The organism is Pseudoalteromonas sp. MER144-MNA-CIBAN-0113, from assembly GCF_040308965.1.
Taxonomy (GTDB): domain Bacteria; phylum Pseudomonadota; class Gammaproteobacteria; order Enterobacterales; family Alteromonadaceae; genus Pseudoalteromonas; species Pseudoalteromonas tetraodonis.
Window position 1 is genome coordinate 62,633 of record NZ_JBEOOG010000001.1, and the last position, 19,087, is coordinate 81,719.

The window sequence follows — 19,087 nt, forward strand, 5'->3', positions numbered from 1 at the left end:
GTTTTAAACGTTAGAGCTTGCAGGTGGTAAAAACCGCAAATGTATGCTGCTTATTATCTTTAGCAGCTATATCAAACGTTTCTGGCTCATTTGCGATATCACAAACCAAATTACTTAAGTATTTGGTTAGCGTATCTTTATGCTCATAAGGAAATAGCCTAACAGCCCAAATAGTAACTTCCTTTGCATTCTCATCTAATGTGTATATGTGTTGTATAACAGATTCGTTGTCGAACATGTTTGATGGCTTTGATGTTTTGATAACTTTTTTAGGGAAAGAAAAACGACCATCACTGCTTGTTGTTACTTCATCAATATATTCATCGCCATAATTTAGTCTACGAAATACCTTTTTACCAGCAACAGGCTGCTCATCAAAAAGCAAGCGCCCTTCAACTGGAGCTGATAACACAAAATCTTCCTTACTAAAAAAACCAAACATATTTGCAAAAACCTGTGTTGTAGTAAATAAAATTAGAATAGCCACAACTACAATGAGTAATGGCAACTTAAACCGCTCCATCAAAAATATAATCTCCAATAAATCAAATGCATGCACCATATACCGTAAAGAAGTGCTCTGGCGCTTCTTCTATAGGTATGTCGTATGTTTGTGGGTCTTTGGCAATATCACACTCTAAGTCAGCGAGTAAGTTTTTTAGGGTATCACTCCCATCGTGCATAGACACGGTTATGTACCAAAGAACAACGCCCTCAGGCGTACCATTTTCTAAATAAACATGCTGAACCAGTGATTCATTATCAAACATGTTTGCAGGCTTACTCGTTTTTATAGATTTTTCTGTGAAGGTAAAAAAACCATTATCATCGGTTATTGCTTCATCTTTATACTCATCACCATAAGTAAGCGCACGTACAACCTTAGTATTTGCAACAGGCTGCCCTTTATCTAATAACTGCCCCTTCATCGGAGCCGATAAAACAAAATCCTGCTTATTAAAAAAACCAAATATATCTGCATAAGCCTGTGTTGTAGTAAAAATAATAGCAATAGATATAATTACCAAAATGTGAGCTTTAAAACGTGATAACAAAATATACAAGCTCCCAACTATTAAACTCAAAATACACGTGTCGTATTGCTATTTAATGACGTTTTAAACTCTTAACTATCAGCGTTAATGAAATTTCCATTTCAACTAAAATTTATTCTAATTGGGTACAAAGCGCACTGCAAGCATTTAGAGCAAAAAACAAGCAATAAATCTTTCCCTAAAAAAACACTTCATAAACCAGCTTACATATAATGCTAAACCCAAGTCCCATCATTAATATATAGCCATATAAAATAGCAATAGCGCCACCCGATGCATCCCCTATTTTGTCTATTTCGATACATGTAGAACACACTATAAAAAAGATAAAAAAGTTAGCAATTAAACCTAATATATAAGCTTCGCCAAATAGTGGAGAAATACCGACTAATATAGCACTTAGCATAATAAGTATGCCTGAAAGCGCCTCCTTCAGAGAAAACTTATACTCAATAATTTTGAGCACTAAGGTCACGACCATTAATGCTAAAAAATAAACCGTAGGTTTAAACTGGCTATACAAATAATCCACACTAAACATTTGGCTAATCGTCAATGAGGGCTCTTTAACTGGGCTTAAACCTTCTGTTATCGCGCTTGAAGCGTCATCGGTAAAAAAATACGCAGCCGCAACAATAATTAACTTTATCATTCCAAAAAAGATAAAACTGGCGACCATAAACCCTATTGAATCGTCTCTGGTCAATCGCTTGTTTGCTTTGCTTTCTACAATTTTAGCTAGCAATACACCCAATAAGCACACACTACCTAAATAAAGCAGCGCAACCCAAAACTGATCAAGGTAAAAAACCGATAAACCAGGGGCAATAAATAAAAACATTGAATCTTCATTATCTAACGAGCTTTTGGGCTCAACGCTGTATTTTGACTGTTTAAAAAGTGCTAAATAAACAAATAATGGCTGTAAAAACAGCATTAAAATGCAGGTGTTTATAAGAGTCATTTATCATCCTTGATTACAGCCAACACACTGCGCCTAGAGTATTGGCAATTTCGAAACTAATTAAAGGTTTATTTTTTGAAGGTAGGTTTTAAGCTTTAATAAGCCCGACTCAAGCTCAAACTTTTGTATTTTAGGGTTTTTAAACTTAAATCCGTTTGAAATATGAGTATTGATCATCGTCGCCATGCCTTCAAAACCCGCAGGCGCACTTGCGACTAAATCGCTTAATAATGGTTGAATAAGCTCTTGATGCTCTTCAATTTTAGTTGGCTCCTCGTAAATATCGTATACAAGGTTGGTTAGTGTATGTTGGTGTTGTTGTTCCATAATAATTCTATAGCGCCTTAAGTTTGGCGTTTATAGCTCCTTTTTATATCAGTTTTTATTCAATGATTTATTCTTAATCAAAATTTCTTTTTTAGCTAACTCTAATAAATCAACAGCTCGTTCTTTATCATAAGCTAAAGGGCTGTGGTCAATAACATATTGTGCATGCTCATTTACTGCAAGCCAATTCTGCCGCGACTCATATAAGTTTGCTAACTTAAAGTGCGCAGCCGCAACTAACGAATTTGGCAATTCTGCATCTAATGCTAAAAATTCTTTGTAAAGGGAAATAGCATAATTAATATCTTGCTCCACAAACATACCACTGCCATATAACCAAGCTAAAGTTGAATAAGCTTTTGGCTCTTTTGCCGCAACCCGCTTTTTGGCCTCCTTTAATAATCGAGTTCCATCTCCATTATGAAGGCTTAGTGTAACCAGTACCTTCCAGTATCCCATTTCATAAGCTTTTTCACACCACTCCTCAAGATACTCAGGCGCGTTGATTAAGCTTTTATGACATTGCTCTGCGGCAGCTGATACAGTCAAATCTGGAGCATTTATATCTATTGAATTATCCCATCGAGGGCCAGCGGCATTACTAATTAAGCTAAAAATAAACAGTGTACTAATTAATAAATACTTTATCACGTCACATTGCTCTACTTTAAATTGATTCTGACTGCGCCAGGTAACACTCTGAATAACAACTTTAATTATATTGCTTGCGTTTCTAAAGCTAAATACAAGTGTAAACTCACAAATTACTTTCTTTCAAATATGTTTCAGCCTCATCTCGCCATCTCTGTGCAAGCTCCCTACGACCCTCTCTTTTTGCATTATCAATTACATATTGAGTATGAGTTATTACTTCATCCCACATACTCAGCTTTCTATAAATTGTGGCTAACTCAAAATGTGTAGAAGTTTTAAGTTTAATTGCTTGGTTATTTTCTTGTTCTAGATAAAGCTTATATAAGCGTGAAGCTTCACTTAAATCTTTTTTAACTAAACGGCCACTCTGGTATAACCAAGCTAATGTGTTAATAGCATTAGCTTCACCTTGTTCAATTCGAGTATTTAATTCATTCAAATAACGAGAACCATCCCCAGTATACATACCAATATAATACAAGGACTCTAAGTGACCCATTTCGTAAGCTTTTTCACACCATTCTTCCAATTTGTTAGGTGCATGCATATAGCTTTTTTCGCATTGCTTAGCTGCAGTTTCAACGGTTAAGTTCGGATCATTAATATCAATATTCGGAAACATAGATGCTTTAACATCCGTAAAAGTAAAAAAACTAATTGCTAACACAAATGTCACTAGTGGTTTTACCATTGGAATGATCCATCATTATTAATACGCTTTTCTGGAAGGTGGACTTGAAATGATTTAACCGTACTTTCATACGGAAAGCCCTCTTTGTAAAAGTATTGTCCTTTCAAAGTCTCTTGTTGGCTAGACATCCCCTTACACGGCCTGTCGCTGTAACAAGATAAGCCACCAATAAAATCAATAAAACGAACATTTTGAATACCGTGCTCTTTAATTAAAGAATCAATACCTATTTGATACTTTAAATTCTTAACTGCGTGCCATCGACTCATAAAAGCAACAATTTTATTCTGCTTAGATCTCTTGAGGATTGTAGCTAAATTGTAAGCCCAAAGATCGTTTCTAAACGTATGCGCATCAAAACATTCCCCAGTCACAGCTTTTTTCGATGGGCATACACTATCCATTACTTCCATCGTTTCTACAGAAACATCCAATGCAACTATCTTCATTCCTGCATTGCGTGCCGCCTTTACCAGCTCACCATAGGCTTGAGGAGTAAAATCACCATGTGTCCAATATTTATCAAAATATTGCTGTATTATGTTAAAGCCTTTACCTGTTCGTTGATACAGTTCAATTTTTTCCTGCATCGAGCTAGGCAGCATTTCTATAGCAAAATGTGTAAAACCCGCAGCCTTTAACTGCCTAATCGCTTTTATTGCCTCATATTTATAGCCAGCAGCACTATGGCTTGATTCGCCTAACATAACTAAACGCGCATTGCCCGCCATTGTTCTGTAATTTACATCCGTGTTTATTTTATTCATTACCTATCCTTGATCTTTATTTAAATTTTCAAAACACCATTTATAAAATTCAATAGCGTCATTATTCTCAGAGCTGTAAGGAGCAACTGCATATTCATAACTCATTGCAAATAAAAGCGCTTTTGCAGTGAAGTTACATTCTTCACTTTTTGAATAACATTCCTTAACCCCACGCCATAATGGCATTGCGCGGCTAACATACTCGTCACCACAATTTCTCTATGTTCCTTTATATTTCAATTAAATAAGCAAAGCTATGCAGCCTTACTTTTTCTTCTTCTTATTTCCTTTAGCCATCTCTTTTTCAACAGCGGCCCGAGCGTCTTCTATATCCTTAAAAAAATTATATTGATATTTTATTAAGCCTTGGTATTTATTTCCCTTAATTAAATAAAAAGACAGCAGCATAAAGGCTATATTAGCAACTGTAGCTATATGATAACCACTTCCCTCTAAAATCATAAATGATGGTAAGCAAATCAAAGCTAAAAATAGAGCATAGTATTTCAATATCTTTGCACATAGAAAAGAGCCTTGACTAACTTTAAAGTTTAAAAGGCAAAACATAATTCCAACGGAAAACAAAATGCCCAACAGCCACTCAGGACTTGTATCAAAGTACTGTGTTAACAATGTCATGCCTGAATAAACAGTTCCCATAAGTAAGATAACCGTTACTAATAAGAACCTACGTAAAAGCTTCCATGGGGGAAATAATAAAAACACCTCATCGTTTTTAAACACTATAAACTTCCCAACAAGCAAAGAAGTATAAATATTAATACAGGGGCTACTTTAAAAAGCAGTTGAGGAAAATAGCTTGCTTGACCCCATGTAACAAAATACCTATCTTCTTTTGGTAATTCTGACACGACTCGCAGGTAAACAATCATATATGTTATTGAGCCAATCAGCCAAAGTGCTACACCACCTAATTGAGATAATGCAACAGAATATAGCGAAGCAGGAAATGGCAATAAAAACGAGATTACATATACAAGTGCATAAAATTCCACTTTATTTTTTTGCTTATCACTAAAAAACAAATCATTCCCTCTATATTAGCTCGCTTAGATAAGCGCATCGACTTACATATTTCATTACAACTTTAATCTTATAGTTATCTCTGCGTGTTGAGTGTGGTTACTCAAAACTGCGTAAACACATACATCAATACAAAACACCTTTCGAGCTTAAGCAACTTATCTTCAACTCAGCCTCTACGAAAATTGAGGGTTGACCTGTAGAATGCTCATCACTATACAAAATGCACGCCGAACGAAAAGCTATATAAAGTGGTAGTACTTTGTTTACTAAACTGCAAAATTAGAATGGGTGTCTAGTCTATTCATTCAATGATTTATTCTTAATCAAAATTTCTTTTTTAGCTAACTCTAACAAATCAACAGCTCGTTCTTTATCATAAGCTAAAGGGCTGTGGTCAATAACATATTGTGCATGCTCATTTACTGCAAGCCAATTCTGCTGCGATTCATATAAGTTTGCTAACTTAAAGTGCGCAGCCGCAACTAACGAATTTGGCAATTCTGCATCTAATGCTAAAAATTCTTTGTAAAGGGAAATAGCATAATTAATATCTTGCTCCACAAACATACCACTGCCATATAACCAAGCTAAAGTTGAATAAGCTTTTGGCTCTTTTGCCGCAACCCGCTTTTTGGCCTCCTTTAATAATCGAGTTCCATCTCCATTATGAAGGCTTAGTGTAACCAGTGCCTTCCAGTATCCCATTTCATAAGCTTTTTCACACCACTCTTCGAGATACTCAGGCGCGTTAATTAAGCTTTTATGGCACTGCTCTGCGGCAGCTGATACAGTTAAATCAGGAGCGTTTATATCTATTGAATTATCCCATCGAGGCCCTGCGGCATTAATGGAAGGCGCTATAAGAATCAATATTAATAAAATTTTAGCCATATTATCATTTCCTTAAAATGGCTTTTTCAGGAATATGAACTGTGTAAGAAGGTAAAGACGAAGGTATATACGTTCCTTTCCTATAAAAATAAGTTTCCCTTAATGGTTTATCGACATCACCCTCCCCCTTACAAACACCATTGTCAATACAGGTAGATCCACCGATGTACTCTATGATACTAATACGACTAACTTTTGAATTTAACATAATAGAGTCAATTCCAATATGCTTATTGCCAGCATGAAACGCATGGTACCTATGCATAAATGCAACAATTCGGGAGCCTTCTTCTAACTTTAAATTTTTATTTAAAATATCTGCCCACATATGGTTTCGTTCGATATGAGAGTCAGTACATGAACCGGTGTCTGCTTGCTCCCAATTACAACGCCCGTCAATCTCATCCATCATTTCAATAGGCATATCTAAAGGAACAATTTTCATCCCTAGAGAATTAGCCGCTTTTACTAACTCCCCATATCCTGTGCTTGAAGCATTAGTCCAATTCCATTTTGATTTGAAATGCTGTTTGATTACGTCAAATCCCTTACCAGTCCGCTGATAAAAATCTATTTTGTCCTTTATTCTTGTAGGTAGCATTTCCATTGCAAAATGAGTGAAGCCAGCCGCCTTAAGCTGTTTTAAGGCCTTTATAGCCTCATATTTGTAAGATACTGGGTTATGGCTCGACTCGGCAATAATAACTAAACGTGCATTACCGGCCATTGTTCTGTAATTTACATCCGTGTTTATTTTATTCATTACCTATCCTTGTTTTTTATTTATGTGATTACAGCTACTTTCGAAGTGAGTAAAAACAATAACTAGAGGTTTTTAAATTTCAACCAATTGAAATAGGTTCCTTTCAATTCTTTATAGCTAATCTTATTTATTATTTAAGTGGCTCAGAAGTTATCTGAGCCTTTAAAGCAATGTTAGTATCCAATACCCATGTAAGGAGATACTTTTACAGCTGCTATCACTACCTGATTTAGTTTTTCTAACATCCAATACAAAATTCGCTTAGCTTGCGCGTATGTATAATCAACAGCTATCACGCCAGGCTTCCCAACAAAGTTAAGAATATGCCCTAATAACCCCTGACAATCTTCAGCATATTTAGATGACATTTTAGATATTTCAACCAGACTACGAGCTAAAGCATCATAAATAGTTAGCGTTCCAGCAACCACACCTTGAGCAAGAATACTCGTGATTTTGCCACTCTCTCTTAGTAACGTTAGTAAAGCGCTCGTTATTTTTTCAGCCCAATGAGCATTAAAAGAAGCATGGTGGCGATTGTTGTATTTTAGACGTGTCATCGTTAAGTTAGATAAAGAGCCCTTTTCCATGCTCTTATAATCAGGATAACGAGATGCGGTATTGATATATCCAGGCGCATTTCCCGCCATTTTATGTGCAGCACCTGTAAGTGATACGCATGTGCTTATTCTGTACTCATTCCCTGCATGAACAAATGGCCAAACAGGAACCATAGGTACAGGATCACTTCGGTGTACTGCCCTATAAATTCCATTTAGGCTGGTTTCACTTTGAATAGCAAAAGGGTTATGACCAACTCTTGGAGAACCAAAAGTGTATAATTTTACAGGCACTTTATATTGCGCTTTAATCCAATTTGCTGCTAGCGTTGCTAATGCCCCACCAAGGCTATGGCCAACACAATGAACGGGGCGACCACCTACCTTACTCAATATAGCTTTTAACTGAGGCTTGATAGACTCAAAAGTACGGTTAAACCCAGCATGAACTGCTTTATAATTTGGCCCAACAGTTAAACCACAATGTAAATCCGTCAAAGTATCAGCAATACCTGCTGTACCACGAAAAGTTAGTACAACTTCACCTTTATGAGCGCCTTCTTTAGAACCAATTCCAAAAAAGCCAAAACCCGTTGCATGATTTAGCACGTGTTCAGCCACAGTACCTGAAATTCCTGTAAAAGCAGATTTTTTTGAATCAAACACAAAGTGCTTACTTATTATTCTACTCGGCTCTATGGTTGATGAGCTATTTGATACTGCTGCAATACTGTCATATGCAAATTCAGCTAATTGTGCCGCTACACTTGGCGATAAAATATTCATGTAAAGTCCTTTTCTATTTAAAAATCTTTAAAGTAATCTTCGCTATCTTCTATCTCATAAATTTCAAAATCATGTTCCCATCTACAAATACTTGAACCATCAAACTCCAAATTTGGATTTTCATGATTAGGAAAAACAAAGTTTACTTCTGTAGAATCTAAATCAGCATTTAAACTGCTCAGCTTTTGTTTGTATTCACTAGGCTCACTTATTCCGCTTAGCTTTGAACCCCAAAGTTTGTATTTTTTATCAGCATATACAGCAGTAATAGTTTGATAAGTAACCTCATGCGAGAACATATCACCGGGTATTTTTGATTCAATAACGACTTCAGGTAAATAAAATGAACCATCAGGAGCTGTTATTACCTGATCTTCTTTTTCAACTTTGTGTGCAAATTCCAGACTGCGATTAATTAAAACACCTTCAACTGGATTACCGTTTAAAGTAATAACCCCTTTAACTTCAGAGCACATGTGTACACTGTATTTTTTTATTAAACCAAACATAGTGGTTTGGGCCTCCTTACCTATATTTCTAATTATTTAAAATAAGTACCATTAATTAAAAAACGCGGTAATGAATCACTTTTAACCGTTACCTCATTACCCATATCGTGCCACATGCACGCCATGCCGAGTAATTGCAGGGGTAAGAATGAATCTACAGGGGCATGATCTGGACCTGCCTCATAAATGTGATAGCGCTCTTGCGCTTGTACGTTTTTGGCAAGTGCTTCATTAAAATCACAACCAACATCAAAAGTTGCTGGTGATAAAGCAGCTAGCGTTTCTAGGTATCCGAAAGCAATATATATCGCCCAGTCATCATTTTGCTTAACAGCCATTCCCATACACTCGTCAAGCAATTTTGGGTAATCGGCTTGATGATGGTGGTAAGCTTGAAAAACTTCAACGAGCTTATAAGAAACGGGGCCTGCTTGTGTCGCACTTTGTTTCATAGTTTCTATAGGGAAATTTGCCAAGCTATCCATACTTTCAGTATCGCGAGTAATCACCGCTAAAAAATAGGCATCAATCCATTCTGATGGAGCTGCATAACCGTTTTCTAACATACCTTTACCATTCCACGTTACTTCAGGTAAATTATATATTTTAAAGGTTTGCTCTTGCTCTGGCTGCTCTGCAAGCTTTAAGAACGCGGCGTACATTTTTGATGCATATCGTAACGCTGTTGCTGACTCTTTTTCTATCTCGGGAGTTTGAACTTCCCAAGTCAACCAGCGAGCTAGGTTAACCATATCCTCTGATATCATTAATAAATTGTCTCTTTTAATTTCAATGTCTTCTGCAATTTCTTCATAAGCTTGTTTTAATCGCTTTAAACGTCTTTTAAGAGATATTTTTTCAAATTTTGGAATGTAATTGCGATTTATAATCATATATAACCTACTATGTCATTTTTTCAATATCGAACTCGGTAGTTTCAACACTGCCGACGAGCGAGCCATTCTCTGTTTTAGTTATGGGCGTCTTAACGTGTAAATATTGAATCTTTTTATTCTTTTTTCCAGCGTTGTAAATTGCCTCAGCTGCATCTAATTCAGACTCTTTCTCACTACCTGCCATATTTTTAGTAATGGCTTTTGCATACTTCGTTGTGCCTTGTTGATAATATTCATCACCAATTTTCATTTTACCTAATGGGCTACTGCCCCCCTTGGCTTCAACAATAATGACATCACCATCAGCATTTTCATAAACCATATCAAAGTTACCCTTTACCGATGTAGAACTATCTAAGCTCGTTGGATGAATACGAGTATAACCAGGGTATTGTGTTTTAATCGCTGCATCAGCAGCCTTTTCGCCAATTTTGGCTGATTCATTGTTAATCTTTGGTATTTGGTCGTTATAACGTTGTGTTTCTTCTGGTGAAGCTTTTGCCTTGTGTTTATCTCGTTCGACCATTTCCTCATCACGAGTATCTACATTCTCTTTCAACGTTACAGGAAGAGAATAAACAGTCCGTTTACTGCCTGCCTTTTTAGTTGCTTTGTTAAGTTTTAACTCATTCTCAGTCAACGTTCCTGTTTCACGAGACCATTCTTCATTTACCACTTTGCCATCAATAACATGCCCACCAACAAACTGTTCAATGCTCATCGTAGTTTCAATCACTTTATCGCCTACTTCTCGTGTTAAAGTAATTTTACCGTTATCAACATCCATAGATTCGATACTGTATTCATGCTCAAGTCTGTTTTCACCATTAGGTCTTGTTACTTTAATATTACCCGTTCTGGCATCTGCTGGAGAACTGTCTTCAGCAATTTTTAATATTTTGGCTTTTGTTGCTGGATCAACGATGTCGCCTATCATCTTAGAAAGCTTTTTCACACCCTCTTTACACAATAACCCAAAAGGATCAAACCAATTAACCGGATTCGGTGCATATTGATAGTGGTTTATACCACCCACCAAACCAATTGGATCTTGGTTTATAAAGCGCTGTTGTTTGGGGCTGTAGTAGCGGTAGCGGTTGTAATGTAGGCCGCTCTCTTCATCTAAATACTGACCCTGAAAGCGTATAGGCTGAGTGAAGCTACTTTCTTTGTTAGTGCCAGACTCGGCTTCTGACTCTTCATAACCATACACATCGGCTTGATTTTCCCATACCACTTCTGCTTTGTTGTTGGTTACAAAACGAGGCGTATTCAGTTGATCTAGGTGGTAGTAATACACCTCATCTTGTTTAATAAGCGCAACTGGGTGGAATTGATTTGGCAGGTTGATATACCAGGTATATTCACCGTGTTGGTATTCGCCAATTAACTGGTCGTTATCCCAAATGTAGTCAATTTTGCCCTGCTCGGTGTGCTTGCCGATACGACGCCCAAGTGGGTCGTAATCGTATTGGGTAAGCGTGCCGTTGTTGTTAAAGCAGCTTAACTGATTAAACGCGTTGTATTCGCGGCGGGTTTTTATGCCTTTGCCGGTTTCGCGGATTTGGTTACCAAACTCATCATAATGAAAGTCGCTATCGCCAAAGTGGGTTAGGCGGTCGGCATCAGTGATGCCTGTAATAACCCCATCGTCTTCGCTTAAATCACTAGCAAGCGTTGCTGCACTTGAATCGTTATACTCACTATGAATTACATTATGTGTGCTTTCTGACTGGTTGCTTTCAATCTTATTGCTGGCGTCACTAGCATCGCTATTATCATTGTGCTGAGTCGTTTGCTGCTCGGCTAATTCGTTATTTTGTACCCTTGACTGGCTAACTGGGTTACCAAAGCTATCCCACTGGTATTGGGTAGTTTTTGTGTTCTCACCACTGGCTAGATTTTGCTGAATTAACTGGCCAAGGCTGTTGTACTCAAAATTAATGTTATGGCTACTAACCCCTTCCTCTTTACGCGCAATCAGCTGGTTTACGCTGTCGTAATTGTACGTACAGATATCAAATAGTGCTTGCGCAGGATGGGTTAACTGTTGCTGCGTTAAGCGGTTGAATACATCAAACTGTTGAGTAAGGGTTATGTCATTTCCAAACTTTTGCGTTTGGATATTACCTTGACTGTCATAGCTAAGCGCTGCAAGTTCAACAGCCGTGCTGTTGGCTTGGTGTAAGTGAATAGCACTTAGCTGACCAAACTTATTGTAGCTGTAGTTAAGCGTGCTTGAGTCTGGCAGCGTCAGTGTTTGGCGTCTGCCGTAGTCGTCGTAGCTGTATTGTAAGGTATGCGCTTGTTGCTGGTTATGTACTTGCTCGGCGTGCAGTAGTCGCCCGCCTTTATCAAAGCGTTGTTTAAGTGTTGATTGTGCGTTATGTGCACGCGCTATTTTACCTTGCTTTGTGTAGCTGTAATAATTGGCGTTATTAACGATATGTGAGTCGCTTGCCAAGCTTGCATGTTGTGCAGTTACGCGGCCTAGGCTGTCGCGCTCTATTTTTACGTGGCGTTTATCGCTTTGTGTAACAGAGGTTAACCTGTTACAGGCATCGTATTTATATTGCTGTAGCGTACCGTCAAACCCAGTTACTTGCGTTGGGTTTTCGTTAGCGTCATAGCTTATGCGGTATACATGGCCGTCGCTACGTTCGATAGCGGTTAGGTTACGCTCTTTATCGTAAGTTAAATGCAGTGCACTGCCATCGGGCTGAATAACACAATGTGGCTGGCTTAGCCCTTCAAAGTGCTGCTCGGTGGTATCACCCTTACTGTTTTGCGAGCTAATTAACCGCCCTGCATCATCGTAACTAAAATGTTGATGCTGTTTGTTCTCAGGAGCTTTTTCGTCAAAAGCAATAGTTTGCGCAAGCTGGCCGTGCTCATTGTATTTATATTGAGTCAACAAACCTGCGTTATTAATGGTGGCATTTACACGGCCTAGACTGTCGTAACTGTAACGAATAAGCTCATCGTTATGGTGCTTGGCTAAAAGCTCGCCTTGCTCGTTCCATACAAATTTAGTGACTTGACCATCTTTATTTATGTGTTGGGTTAGCTGGCCAAATTTGTCATAGCTGTAAAGTACGGTGCGACCGTCGCCAAAGGTTTCACTTTGCAGCAAACCCGCCACGCTGTATTTACGGGTAATGGTTTGGCCATCAGGCAAGGTGGTTAATACACGCTGACCCAATTGGTTGTAAGCAAATTTAGTGACACTACCATCTGGCTGGGTTATTGATTCTAACTGACCATAAGGGGTATAGCTGTATTTTATTTCACTGCTATCTGGCTTTATTTCAGTAACTTTTTGACCTTGTGCGTTATAGCCGTATTGCCACACATTACCATTTGGGTCGGTGTGCTTAACTAACTTACCTTGCGCGTTATGTACAAAGTGTTCTTTATGCCCACGCGAGTCTATACAGGTTGTTTCACCAGCGTCTAAATTATATTCAAACTGATATGTATAGGTGTTGTTATCACCCCATTGTTTTATACATTTAGCACTCGATGAGTAACTGTCCCATTCAAAATGATGGCTAAAACCACTGGCACGAGTACGCTTAGTTAATAAGTTAGCGGCGTTATAGCCATAATGCTCTGTTTCACCTTGCTGATTGGTGGCGCGAACGAGGTTTTTGTTTTCATCATAATCATATTGTGCAAGTAACGGCGTAAGTAATACAGGCTTATTGTTATCGCCAGTACGGTAAGCTGAAATATTTGCCAGCAACCCTTGCGGGTTATATTTTAAAATACAGCCACGCGCTTTATTTACCTCAACGCGATGCAAGCGCTCTTTCGCATCGTAATAAAAACCAATACTTTGGCCTTTTTCGTTAATGACCTTTTCGAGCAACCATGAGTTTTCGCCCGCTTTAAACGTAAGATGCTGATCATCTGGGGTTACCAATACTTGCTTACCATTAGTTTGGTAATGCAACGCCAAATTACTGCTTAATTGATAGCTCGATTGCCCCGGTTTTACTTTTTCAAAACGGTGTTTAGCGCCATGCTCATCTTGGTATTCTAACCAGTAGGTGCCTTTTTGTTTTGGACCTACTTTAGGTGGCGGTAAATAGTGCTCAGTTAGCTGCACCATAAAGTCATGTCGCCAACCATTACCCATTACACTACATACATCCGCATGCGATGAACGGTATAGGCGTCGCCAAATTAATTGTTTGCTGCCTGCTAAGGTGAAATCAATAAGCGGCAGTATTTCTTCACCCGAAAGCATAGAAACTGGATCAGAGCGACACTCTTGTTGGGTGATAGGTTCTTCACTGGGAGTATTATTACTTGCACCGCCACTGTTTTTAGCCGGCGCTTGAGAGGCACTTTTACCTGAGGCTGTTGAACTGCTCTTATTACTTGGCTTTTTACCTGCTGCGCCGCTATTGGTGTTATCGCTTACTTGAATAGCCGACTTAGCTTTTTGGTGATAACAACTAATTTTATCTGCAACCAAAGCTTGGGTTAATACACTCGCGGTTTCACGGGCTGACGCACCGCGCGAACAGCTTACTCCTGCAAGGTTAAGCAAGTTAATAACGTCTAAACGTTTAGCTGCGTCGCTAGTAAGCGCACTGCCTATTTGCGCAATTTGATTTTTGGCACTTTCCGGCGTGTTAGCTGCTACAGCAACAAAGCCCGACGGCGCAGAACCTTTACCTGCGACGAGGCAAATTGGGTAACTTATTCCCTGTAAAACAACGGTATTACTTTGCATTAGCTGTGTACTTCCTCACTTATCCATAAGTATGATGCTGCACCTTGATGCTTAGCTTGCTCCTGTGAAAGCATTAATGCATGACTAAAATGCTCAACAATTGCAGGGCTTGTGGTTAATTGGTACAAATTAACCAACCCTTCTAGTGCGCCTATTTTCCCTAATTTATAATTGGGTAGTTCGTAATATGTGTGCTCATCAATTAAGCTAGTAAGTAGCTGTAAATTGTTTAGCCAACTATCATCATCTACCCCATTTCCTGGTGCAAAAATTAGATCTATCTTATTCTCTGTTTTTTCAGCTAATCGCGTAAGCATACCTGCTAGCTGATTATGTTTGCTAAAATCAATAGATGCTGCAATTTCATGGCTTACCTGCGACCACCCGCAAGGCACCATTTCAACTACAGCCAACGCACCACCTACACCTTGATATACAAACTGCTGCTGTTTATTTGCTTTAAAAGTTGCATCTAAAGCAATTACATTAAATTTTTGCCATTTTTTTTCACCGGCCAAAGCTATAGCAGAGTGTGCACCTGTTGATCCATGAAAAATTAGCTCGTTGCTATGATCGGGGTATAACTGTTGTAAGCTCTGAGTTAATAACTGTTTTAGCTCATCTTTAAATGATAACGCTGGTAGTAACCAGATCATCGGCAATGTGCTGTCTGTGACTTCTGCCATTAATTCTTTAGATTTAATTATGCAATCGTAAACACAGGCATCCCAAGACTGCCATTGCAGTTCATTAAAAACAGCACTGTTATCGTCAAATAATAATGCATCTACGCTGCTAATATTTGGGGCAGAAAAGCATACCATCTCTATTGAAAATGCACTCATGATGCCACCTCGTCCTGAGCTTTATTGGCAGCGAGGTGTTGATAATAGCGATATAAGTTAAACACCCCTTGGCTATAGCTATCCATGGCTGATAAATAAATGGCATTAGGCACTTCATCAAGGGGGTGTCCTGCAATCAATCGTAAACTCGACATGGCGGTTTCATATTTAGGCCAGTTATGTTTTAACTGCTGCTGAAAATTTATTAACGCGCTTTCATCGCCTTGCCAAGCGAGTCGCTGGATATCGTACTCCACTAGCTGATCGAGTTTATCACCTAACATGCGCCTTATTAGCGCAATAATTAACGCGGGTTGCTCTACCTGTGGCAGCAAAGAATTAGCTAAAACAATCAGTTTTACAAAACCGCTTTGTAATAAAATATGCAATGTTTGATCAACCGATAAGGTATTACTGGCATGATTGCTTAAGCTGTTTACTTGCTCAAAATTTAATGACAACAAAAATAACGACATTAAGGGTGATAGATGGGCTTGCTCACTTAATGCATCAAAAATAGCCGTTAATATCTGTGGCCCGTGGTGCTGCGCAAGGCTGGTAATTTGATTTATAGTGACCAGTGTTTGCGGCGGAATTTCATCATCAGCACTGTAAGCAAAAAACAAGGTGTTTAAATTTAATAGCCGAATTAAGTTAAAGCTATGCTGTTGAATAACCACTTTATTTATAATGATTTTAAAAAAAGCACTAAGCACTGGCTGATTAAGCAGTTCATTTATAAATATAATATTTTTATTTTGTGGCAAGTTTGCCATGACTTCAATACATGCTTGGGCAACTAATTCATCGTTTTTAGTGTTAGTTATTATTTCGACTAGTTGCTCAGTGGTGGGCAATTCAAAATTATTTTTTTGATTATTGTTTTTTGCGTTTACCCAGCAGCTTTCTAATAGGGTTTTTCTTAAATAACGAACATGACCTACACACGTAAACGGGCACAATTGAGCGTTACTAATTTGTAGTAATTGTGCTTGATGAACACTTAAATAGGTCGCTAGCAAAGTTAGCCACCAATTAAAACAGTTGGGTTGCCCACAACGATTTTTCCGCCGTGGCCACTATCATCGCCCATTCTGGCGGCAGGTTTACCATTAATTTGAACACTACCCGAGCCTGTTTTTACGCTGTCTGGTGGGCCAATACACACTATCATGTCGCCTTTGCGGGCAGCGGGCATGCCGCCTATTAATACATTGCCAGAGCCAGCAACTATAGGTCCGCCCACATGTGGAACTTTAGCGGTCACTTTAGGGCATACATGCATATGACCAATTGTAGCAGCGGGTTTACCCATTTTGACTCCTTGTCGTGTCTTTGTTGGTTTATGAAATGCTATTCATAAAGCGGGATAACTAATAGCTTGTTACTGGTTACCAGTAGCGAAATTTCTTCAATTAACTCATCTTTACTGTGATCAGAAAGTGCCACAGCGCTTTGAGTTGCATATTGATATAAGTTTGAAATTACATTTTCACTATTAAGTGCATCACTTAAATGAATAAAAAACTGCTGTGCATAATAGCCATTCATGGCTTTTAAATGACTTAAAGCCGGGCTTAGTAATGGATCGTCTGGCCTGTTTATCGGTAAACACACTAAATGCGGTAAACCATAACGGCAGTAAACAACGTGCCCGTTATTTGCAATGCCGTTTCTAAATCCTGATTGAAAGTTATTAACTATTTCCATCATTAATTTAACTTAATTACACCAGCAGATAAGGTAATGGCACTGCCATCTACTTTTACATTACTGCCTTTAATATCAATGTTTGTACCTTCAATAGTAATATTGCCACTACTGCTCATTTTAATTTGCGCCGAGCCTGTTTTAATCACTATTTCGTCACCGGCTTCAATATTAAGTGTTTTACCGACTTTTAAGGTGTCATTTTCACCCATTTCAGCAACACGGTTAGCTGTGACTTTGAGATTATCGTTATTAAGAATTTCAACATTACGGTCGTTATCTATTTTTTCGTTTTGATCGTTTTTAACGTAAAGCTGTTTATCTTTTTCGGCTTGCATATACACAAGCTCGCTGCCTTTTTTATCCTCAAAGCGCAGCTCATTAAAGTTATCTGCTCCACCTTCTTTAGTTGAGCGAGTCTTAATACCACTTTGCGTTTTTTCACCAGGTAATGCGTACGGAGGCATTAGGTCTGCATTATAAACAGCACCGCTTATAATAGGTTGATCTGGGTCGCCATTAATAAAATCAACCAGAACTTCTTGACCTACGCGGGGAAAGAAAAAGGCGCCCCACTTTTTGCCAGCCCAATTTTGTGCAACTCGGATCCAGCATGAACTTTTAGAGTCTTTTTTACCTTCACGATCCCAATCAAATTGCACCTTAACGCGGCCATATTGGTCAATCATAATTTCATCGGCGCTATCACCCGTTACTATGGCTGTTTGTACGCCGTTGATAACCGGTTTCTTTTTGCTCACTTGCGCTCTGTATGGAATGTCTTTTGGCACACATTCAAAGTGGTTAGAATACACTTCTTCACTCGATGCTTGTGCAGCGCCTGATTGGTTTGGTACCACAATCGACGTCATCATCGAGGTGATAGCAAAGGTTTTACCTTCAAGGCGTGGGTCTTCATGTTTTTTGAAACTAAACAGTTTACCAACAGAGAATGAGCGGCAGTCACTGCGCCCGCTCGAGAGCTTCATGTCTCTTTGCAGTGACTCTAGTTGAACTGATGCCAAATTAGCCGCGCGGGGATGACACTCTGCTTCAGCTGTATATTCAAAAATTTCTGATACCGATTGGGTCGGTAATTCTGCGTTTGCTTGCTCTGCATCAGGGTAACGTGATGGCTGTTTAAAATCGTAGCCCAAACGTTTGAAACTACCTGGCGCTAAGCTTAATCCGCCCTGCCAACGCGAAACATGAGACTCACTTAAATGGCCAGTTGAATGAACAACTTTAGCCTCACCACACATTTCATATGCGGTAATATCATCTGCTAAAACTAATGTATGATTACTTTTTGTATGCTCAAAGAAGTAAAAAATCCCCTCACTTTGTAATAAGCGTTGGATAAAGTCAAAATCTGACTCTTGGTATTGCACACAGTATTCGTATTTGGGGTAGGTTTTACTGGTTTTATCTGAAAAAGCCACATTGTGTTGGCCAAACAAATCAGCGAATATATCTTTAATTGTTTTCTTTTGGAAAATGCGACTGTTTTTACGATTACGCATAGAAGCGGCAAAAGGCACAATGGTAGCTTGATAATCAATGTAATTTTTTTGCTCATCAACATCCGCCGTACGGCTTCCGTTAGAAACAAGCTGACTCACGATACCGTGATAAAAACGCTCTCCCCCACCCTCGGCATTTTTTACCTTGATAGAAACAGGCTTGCCAACCAGATCTTCATGTGCAATTTGTTGGCCTATGGTATACATATTGACCGACATAACAAACAAATCTGACATGGCTTCTTGAGCAACGAAGCGTGTTAAATAAAGGGCATCTTTACCAACAGGAGTACTAATTTGAATTACGTTTTTATCTTGTGTTGCTTTTTGCATTCCTTGCTTTTCCCATCCTGAA

At 38.6% G+C, this 19,087-nt stretch carries 21 protein-coding genes and 1 pseudogene; all 22 read right to left on the reverse strand.

The annotated features are described in order from the left end of the window. Positions 1 to 10 precede the first annotated feature (10 nt). The gene (locus AAEY57_RS00240) at positions 11 to 559 is read right to left on the reverse strand and encodes a DUF6795 domain-containing protein (protein WP_327077468.1); all 549 of its coding nucleotides are present in this window, start codon (positions 557 to 559) and stop codon (positions 11 to 13) included. Beyond that, positions 546 to 1,055: a DUF6795 domain-containing protein gene (locus tag AAEY57_RS00245; RefSeq protein ID WP_350605589.1), complete on the reverse strand. Its 510-nt coding sequence runs from the start codon at positions 1,053 to 1,055 to the stop codon at positions 546 to 548. The genes AAEY57_RS00240 and AAEY57_RS00245 overlap by 14 nt, the downstream gene beginning before the upstream one ends. A gap of 178 nt (positions 1,056 to 1,233) precedes the next feature. Next, positions 1,234 to 2,019, reverse strand: a complete 786-nt coding sequence (locus tag AAEY57_RS00250) for a hypothetical protein (protein ID WP_350605591.1) — start codon at positions 2,017 to 2,019, stop codon at positions 1,234 to 1,236. Between the two features lie 60 nt (positions 2,020 to 2,079). Next, the gene (locus AAEY57_RS00255) at positions 2,080 to 2,346 is read right to left on the reverse strand and encodes a hypothetical protein (RefSeq protein ID WP_350605593.1); all 267 of its coding nucleotides are present in this window, start codon (positions 2,344 to 2,346) and stop codon (positions 2,080 to 2,082) included. Between the two features lie 48 nt (positions 2,347 to 2,394). Then, positions 2,395 to 2,997, reverse strand: coding sequence for a hypothetical protein (locus tag AAEY57_RS00260; RefSeq protein ID WP_350605595.1), 603 nt, complete (start codon positions 2,995 to 2,997; stop codon positions 2,395 to 2,397). A 106-nt stretch (positions 2,998 to 3,103) separates the two neighbouring features. Then, positions 3,104 to 3,691 carry an SEL1-like repeat protein gene (locus AAEY57_RS00265; RefSeq protein ID WP_350605597.1) on the reverse strand — a complete coding sequence of 196 codons (588 nt, stop codon included), beginning with the start codon at positions 3,689 to 3,691 and terminating at the stop codon, positions 3,104 to 3,106. Continuing rightward, the gene (locus AAEY57_RS00270) at positions 3,685 to 4,458 is read right to left on the reverse strand and encodes a ChaN family lipoprotein (protein ID WP_350605599.1); all 774 of its coding nucleotides are present in this window, start codon (positions 4,456 to 4,458) and stop codon (positions 3,685 to 3,687) included. The genes AAEY57_RS00265 and AAEY57_RS00270 overlap by 7 nt, the downstream gene beginning before the upstream one ends. A gap of 3 nt (positions 4,459 to 4,461) precedes the next feature. Further along, on the reverse strand, positions 4,462 to 4,644 hold the full coding sequence (locus tag AAEY57_RS00275) for a hypothetical protein (protein ID WP_350605601.1): 183 nt from the start codon (positions 4,642 to 4,644) through the stop codon (positions 4,462 to 4,464). A gap of 78 nt (positions 4,645 to 4,722) precedes the next feature. Continuing rightward, a complete protein-coding gene (locus AAEY57_RS00280; RefSeq protein WP_350605603.1) occupies positions 4,723 to 5,202 on the reverse strand; it encodes a hypothetical protein in 480 nt (159 codons plus the stop codon). Continuing rightward, positions 5,202 to 5,504: a hypothetical protein gene (locus tag AAEY57_RS00285; RefSeq protein WP_010389349.1), complete on the reverse strand. Its 303-nt coding sequence runs from the start codon at positions 5,502 to 5,504 to the stop codon at positions 5,202 to 5,204. The genes AAEY57_RS00280 and AAEY57_RS00285 overlap by 1 nt, the downstream gene beginning before the upstream one ends. Before the next feature lie 90 nt (positions 5,505 to 5,594). Then, positions 5,595 to 5,659 (reverse strand): annotated as a pseudogene (locus tag AAEY57_RS21405) (Mobile element protein); the annotation flags it as partial. Positions 5,660 to 5,802: 143 nt separating this feature from the next. Then, the gene (locus tag AAEY57_RS00290) at positions 5,803 to 6,396 is read right to left on the reverse strand and encodes a hypothetical protein (RefSeq protein WP_024602679.1); all 594 of its coding nucleotides are present in this window, start codon (positions 6,394 to 6,396) and stop codon (positions 5,803 to 5,805) included. 4 nt (positions 6,397 to 6,400) lie between these two features. Beyond that, positions 6,401 to 7,159, reverse strand: coding sequence for a TraB/GumN family protein (locus AAEY57_RS00295; protein WP_024602678.1), 759 nt, complete (start codon positions 7,157 to 7,159; stop codon positions 6,401 to 6,403). A 173-nt stretch (positions 7,160 to 7,332) separates the two neighbouring features. Continuing rightward, positions 7,333 to 8,505: a lipase family protein gene (locus AAEY57_RS00300; RefSeq protein ID WP_024602677.1), complete on the reverse strand. Its 1,173-nt coding sequence runs from the start codon at positions 8,503 to 8,505 to the stop codon at positions 7,333 to 7,335. Between the two features lie 17 nt (positions 8,506 to 8,522). Next, the gene (locus tag AAEY57_RS00305; RefSeq protein ID WP_024602676.1) at positions 8,523 to 9,014 is read right to left on the reverse strand and encodes a DUF6795 domain-containing protein; all 492 of its coding nucleotides are present in this window, start codon (positions 9,012 to 9,014) and stop codon (positions 8,523 to 8,525) included. Positions 9,015 to 9,046: 32 nt separating this feature from the next. Next, positions 9,047 to 9,907 carry an immunity 49 family protein gene (locus tag AAEY57_RS00310; RefSeq protein WP_029750456.1) on the reverse strand — a complete coding sequence of 287 codons (861 nt, stop codon included), beginning with the start codon at positions 9,905 to 9,907 and terminating at the stop codon, positions 9,047 to 9,049. 10 nt (positions 9,908 to 9,917) lie between these two features. Continuing rightward, positions 9,918 to 14,654, reverse strand: a complete 4,737-nt coding sequence (locus AAEY57_RS00315; protein ID WP_350605608.1) for an RHS repeat-associated core domain-containing protein — start codon at positions 14,652 to 14,654, stop codon at positions 9,918 to 9,920. Next, entirely contained in the window at positions 14,654 to 15,499 is an 846-nt protein-coding gene (locus AAEY57_RS00320) for a hypothetical protein (protein ID WP_350605610.1), read from the reverse strand. The genes AAEY57_RS00315 and AAEY57_RS00320 overlap by 1 nt, the downstream gene beginning before the upstream one ends. Then, a complete protein-coding gene (locus AAEY57_RS00325; RefSeq protein ID WP_350605613.1) occupies positions 15,496 to 16,521 on the reverse strand; it encodes a hypothetical protein in 1,026 nt (341 codons plus the stop codon). Before AAEY57_RS00325 ends, AAEY57_RS00320 begins: the two co-directional genes overlap by 4 nt. 2 nt (positions 16,522 to 16,523) lie before the next feature. Beyond that, positions 16,524 to 16,814 carry a PAAR domain-containing protein gene (locus tag AAEY57_RS00330; protein WP_033102979.1) on the reverse strand — a complete coding sequence of 97 codons (291 nt, stop codon included), beginning with the start codon at positions 16,812 to 16,814 and terminating at the stop codon, positions 16,524 to 16,526. Between the two features lie 38 nt (positions 16,815 to 16,852). After that, on the reverse strand, positions 16,853 to 17,212 hold the full coding sequence (locus AAEY57_RS00335; protein WP_016900103.1) for a hypothetical protein: 360 nt from the start codon (positions 17,210 to 17,212) through the stop codon (positions 16,853 to 16,855). After that, positions 17,212 to 19,065, reverse strand: coding sequence for a type VI secretion system tip protein TssI/VgrG (gene tssI, locus AAEY57_RS00340; protein ID WP_013462974.1), 1,854 nt, complete (start codon positions 19,063 to 19,065; stop codon positions 17,212 to 17,214). Before tssI ends, AAEY57_RS00335 begins: the two co-directional genes overlap by 1 nt. Positions 19,066 to 19,087 lie beyond the last annotated feature (22 nt).

Coding starts and splice junctions, on each gene's coding strand:
- AAEY57_RS00335 (WP_016900103.1), bottom strand. CDS start 17,212: ATGATGGAAATAGTTAATAACTTTCAATCAGGATTTAGAAACGGCATT.
- AAEY57_RS00295 (WP_024602678.1), bottom strand. CDS start 7,159: ATGAATAAAATAAACACGGATGTAAATTACAGAACAATGGCCGGTAAT.
- AAEY57_RS00270 (WP_350605599.1), bottom strand. CDS start 4,458: ATGAATAAAATAAACACGGATGTAAATTACAGAACAATGGCGGGCAAT.
- AAEY57_RS00290 (WP_024602679.1), bottom strand. CDS start 6,396: ATGGCTAAAATTTTATTAATATTGATTCTTATAGCGCCTTCCATTAAT.
- AAEY57_RS00265 (WP_350605597.1), bottom strand. CDS start 3,691: ATGGTAAAACCACTAGTGACATTTGTGTTAGCAATTAGTTTTTTTACT.
- AAEY57_RS00305 (WP_024602676.1), bottom strand. CDS start 9,014: ATGTTTGGTTTAATAAAAAAATACAGTGTACACATGTGCTCTGAAGTT.
- AAEY57_RS00275 (WP_350605601.1), bottom strand. CDS start 4,644: ATGCCATTATGGCGTGGGGTTAAGGAATGTTATTCAAAAAGTGAAGAA.
- AAEY57_RS00250 (WP_350605591.1), bottom strand. CDS start 2,019: ATGACTCTTATAAACACCTGCATTTTAATGCTGTTTTTACAGCCATTA.
- AAEY57_RS00320 (WP_350605610.1), bottom strand. CDS start 15,499: ATGAGTGCATTTTCAATAGAGATGGTATGCTTTTCTGCCCCAAATATT.
- AAEY57_RS00315 (WP_350605608.1), bottom strand. CDS start 14,654: ATGCAAAGTAATACCGTTGTTTTACAGGGAATAAGTTACCCAATTTGC.
- AAEY57_RS00300 (WP_024602677.1), bottom strand. CDS start 8,505: ATGAATATTTTATCGCCAAGTGTAGCGGCACAATTAGCTGAATTTGCA.
- AAEY57_RS00310 (WP_029750456.1), bottom strand. CDS start 9,907: ATGATTATAAATCGCAATTACATTCCAAAATTTGAAAAAATATCTCTT.
- AAEY57_RS00255 (WP_350605593.1), bottom strand. CDS start 2,346: ATGGAACAACAACACCAACATACACTAACCAACCTTGTATACGATATT.
- AAEY57_RS00330 (WP_033102979.1), bottom strand. CDS start 16,814: ATGGGTAAACCCGCTGCTACAATTGGTCATATGCATGTATGCCCTAAA.
- tssI (WP_013462974.1), bottom strand. CDS start 19,065: ATGCAAAAAGCAACACAAGATAAAAACGTAATTCAAATTAGTACTCCT.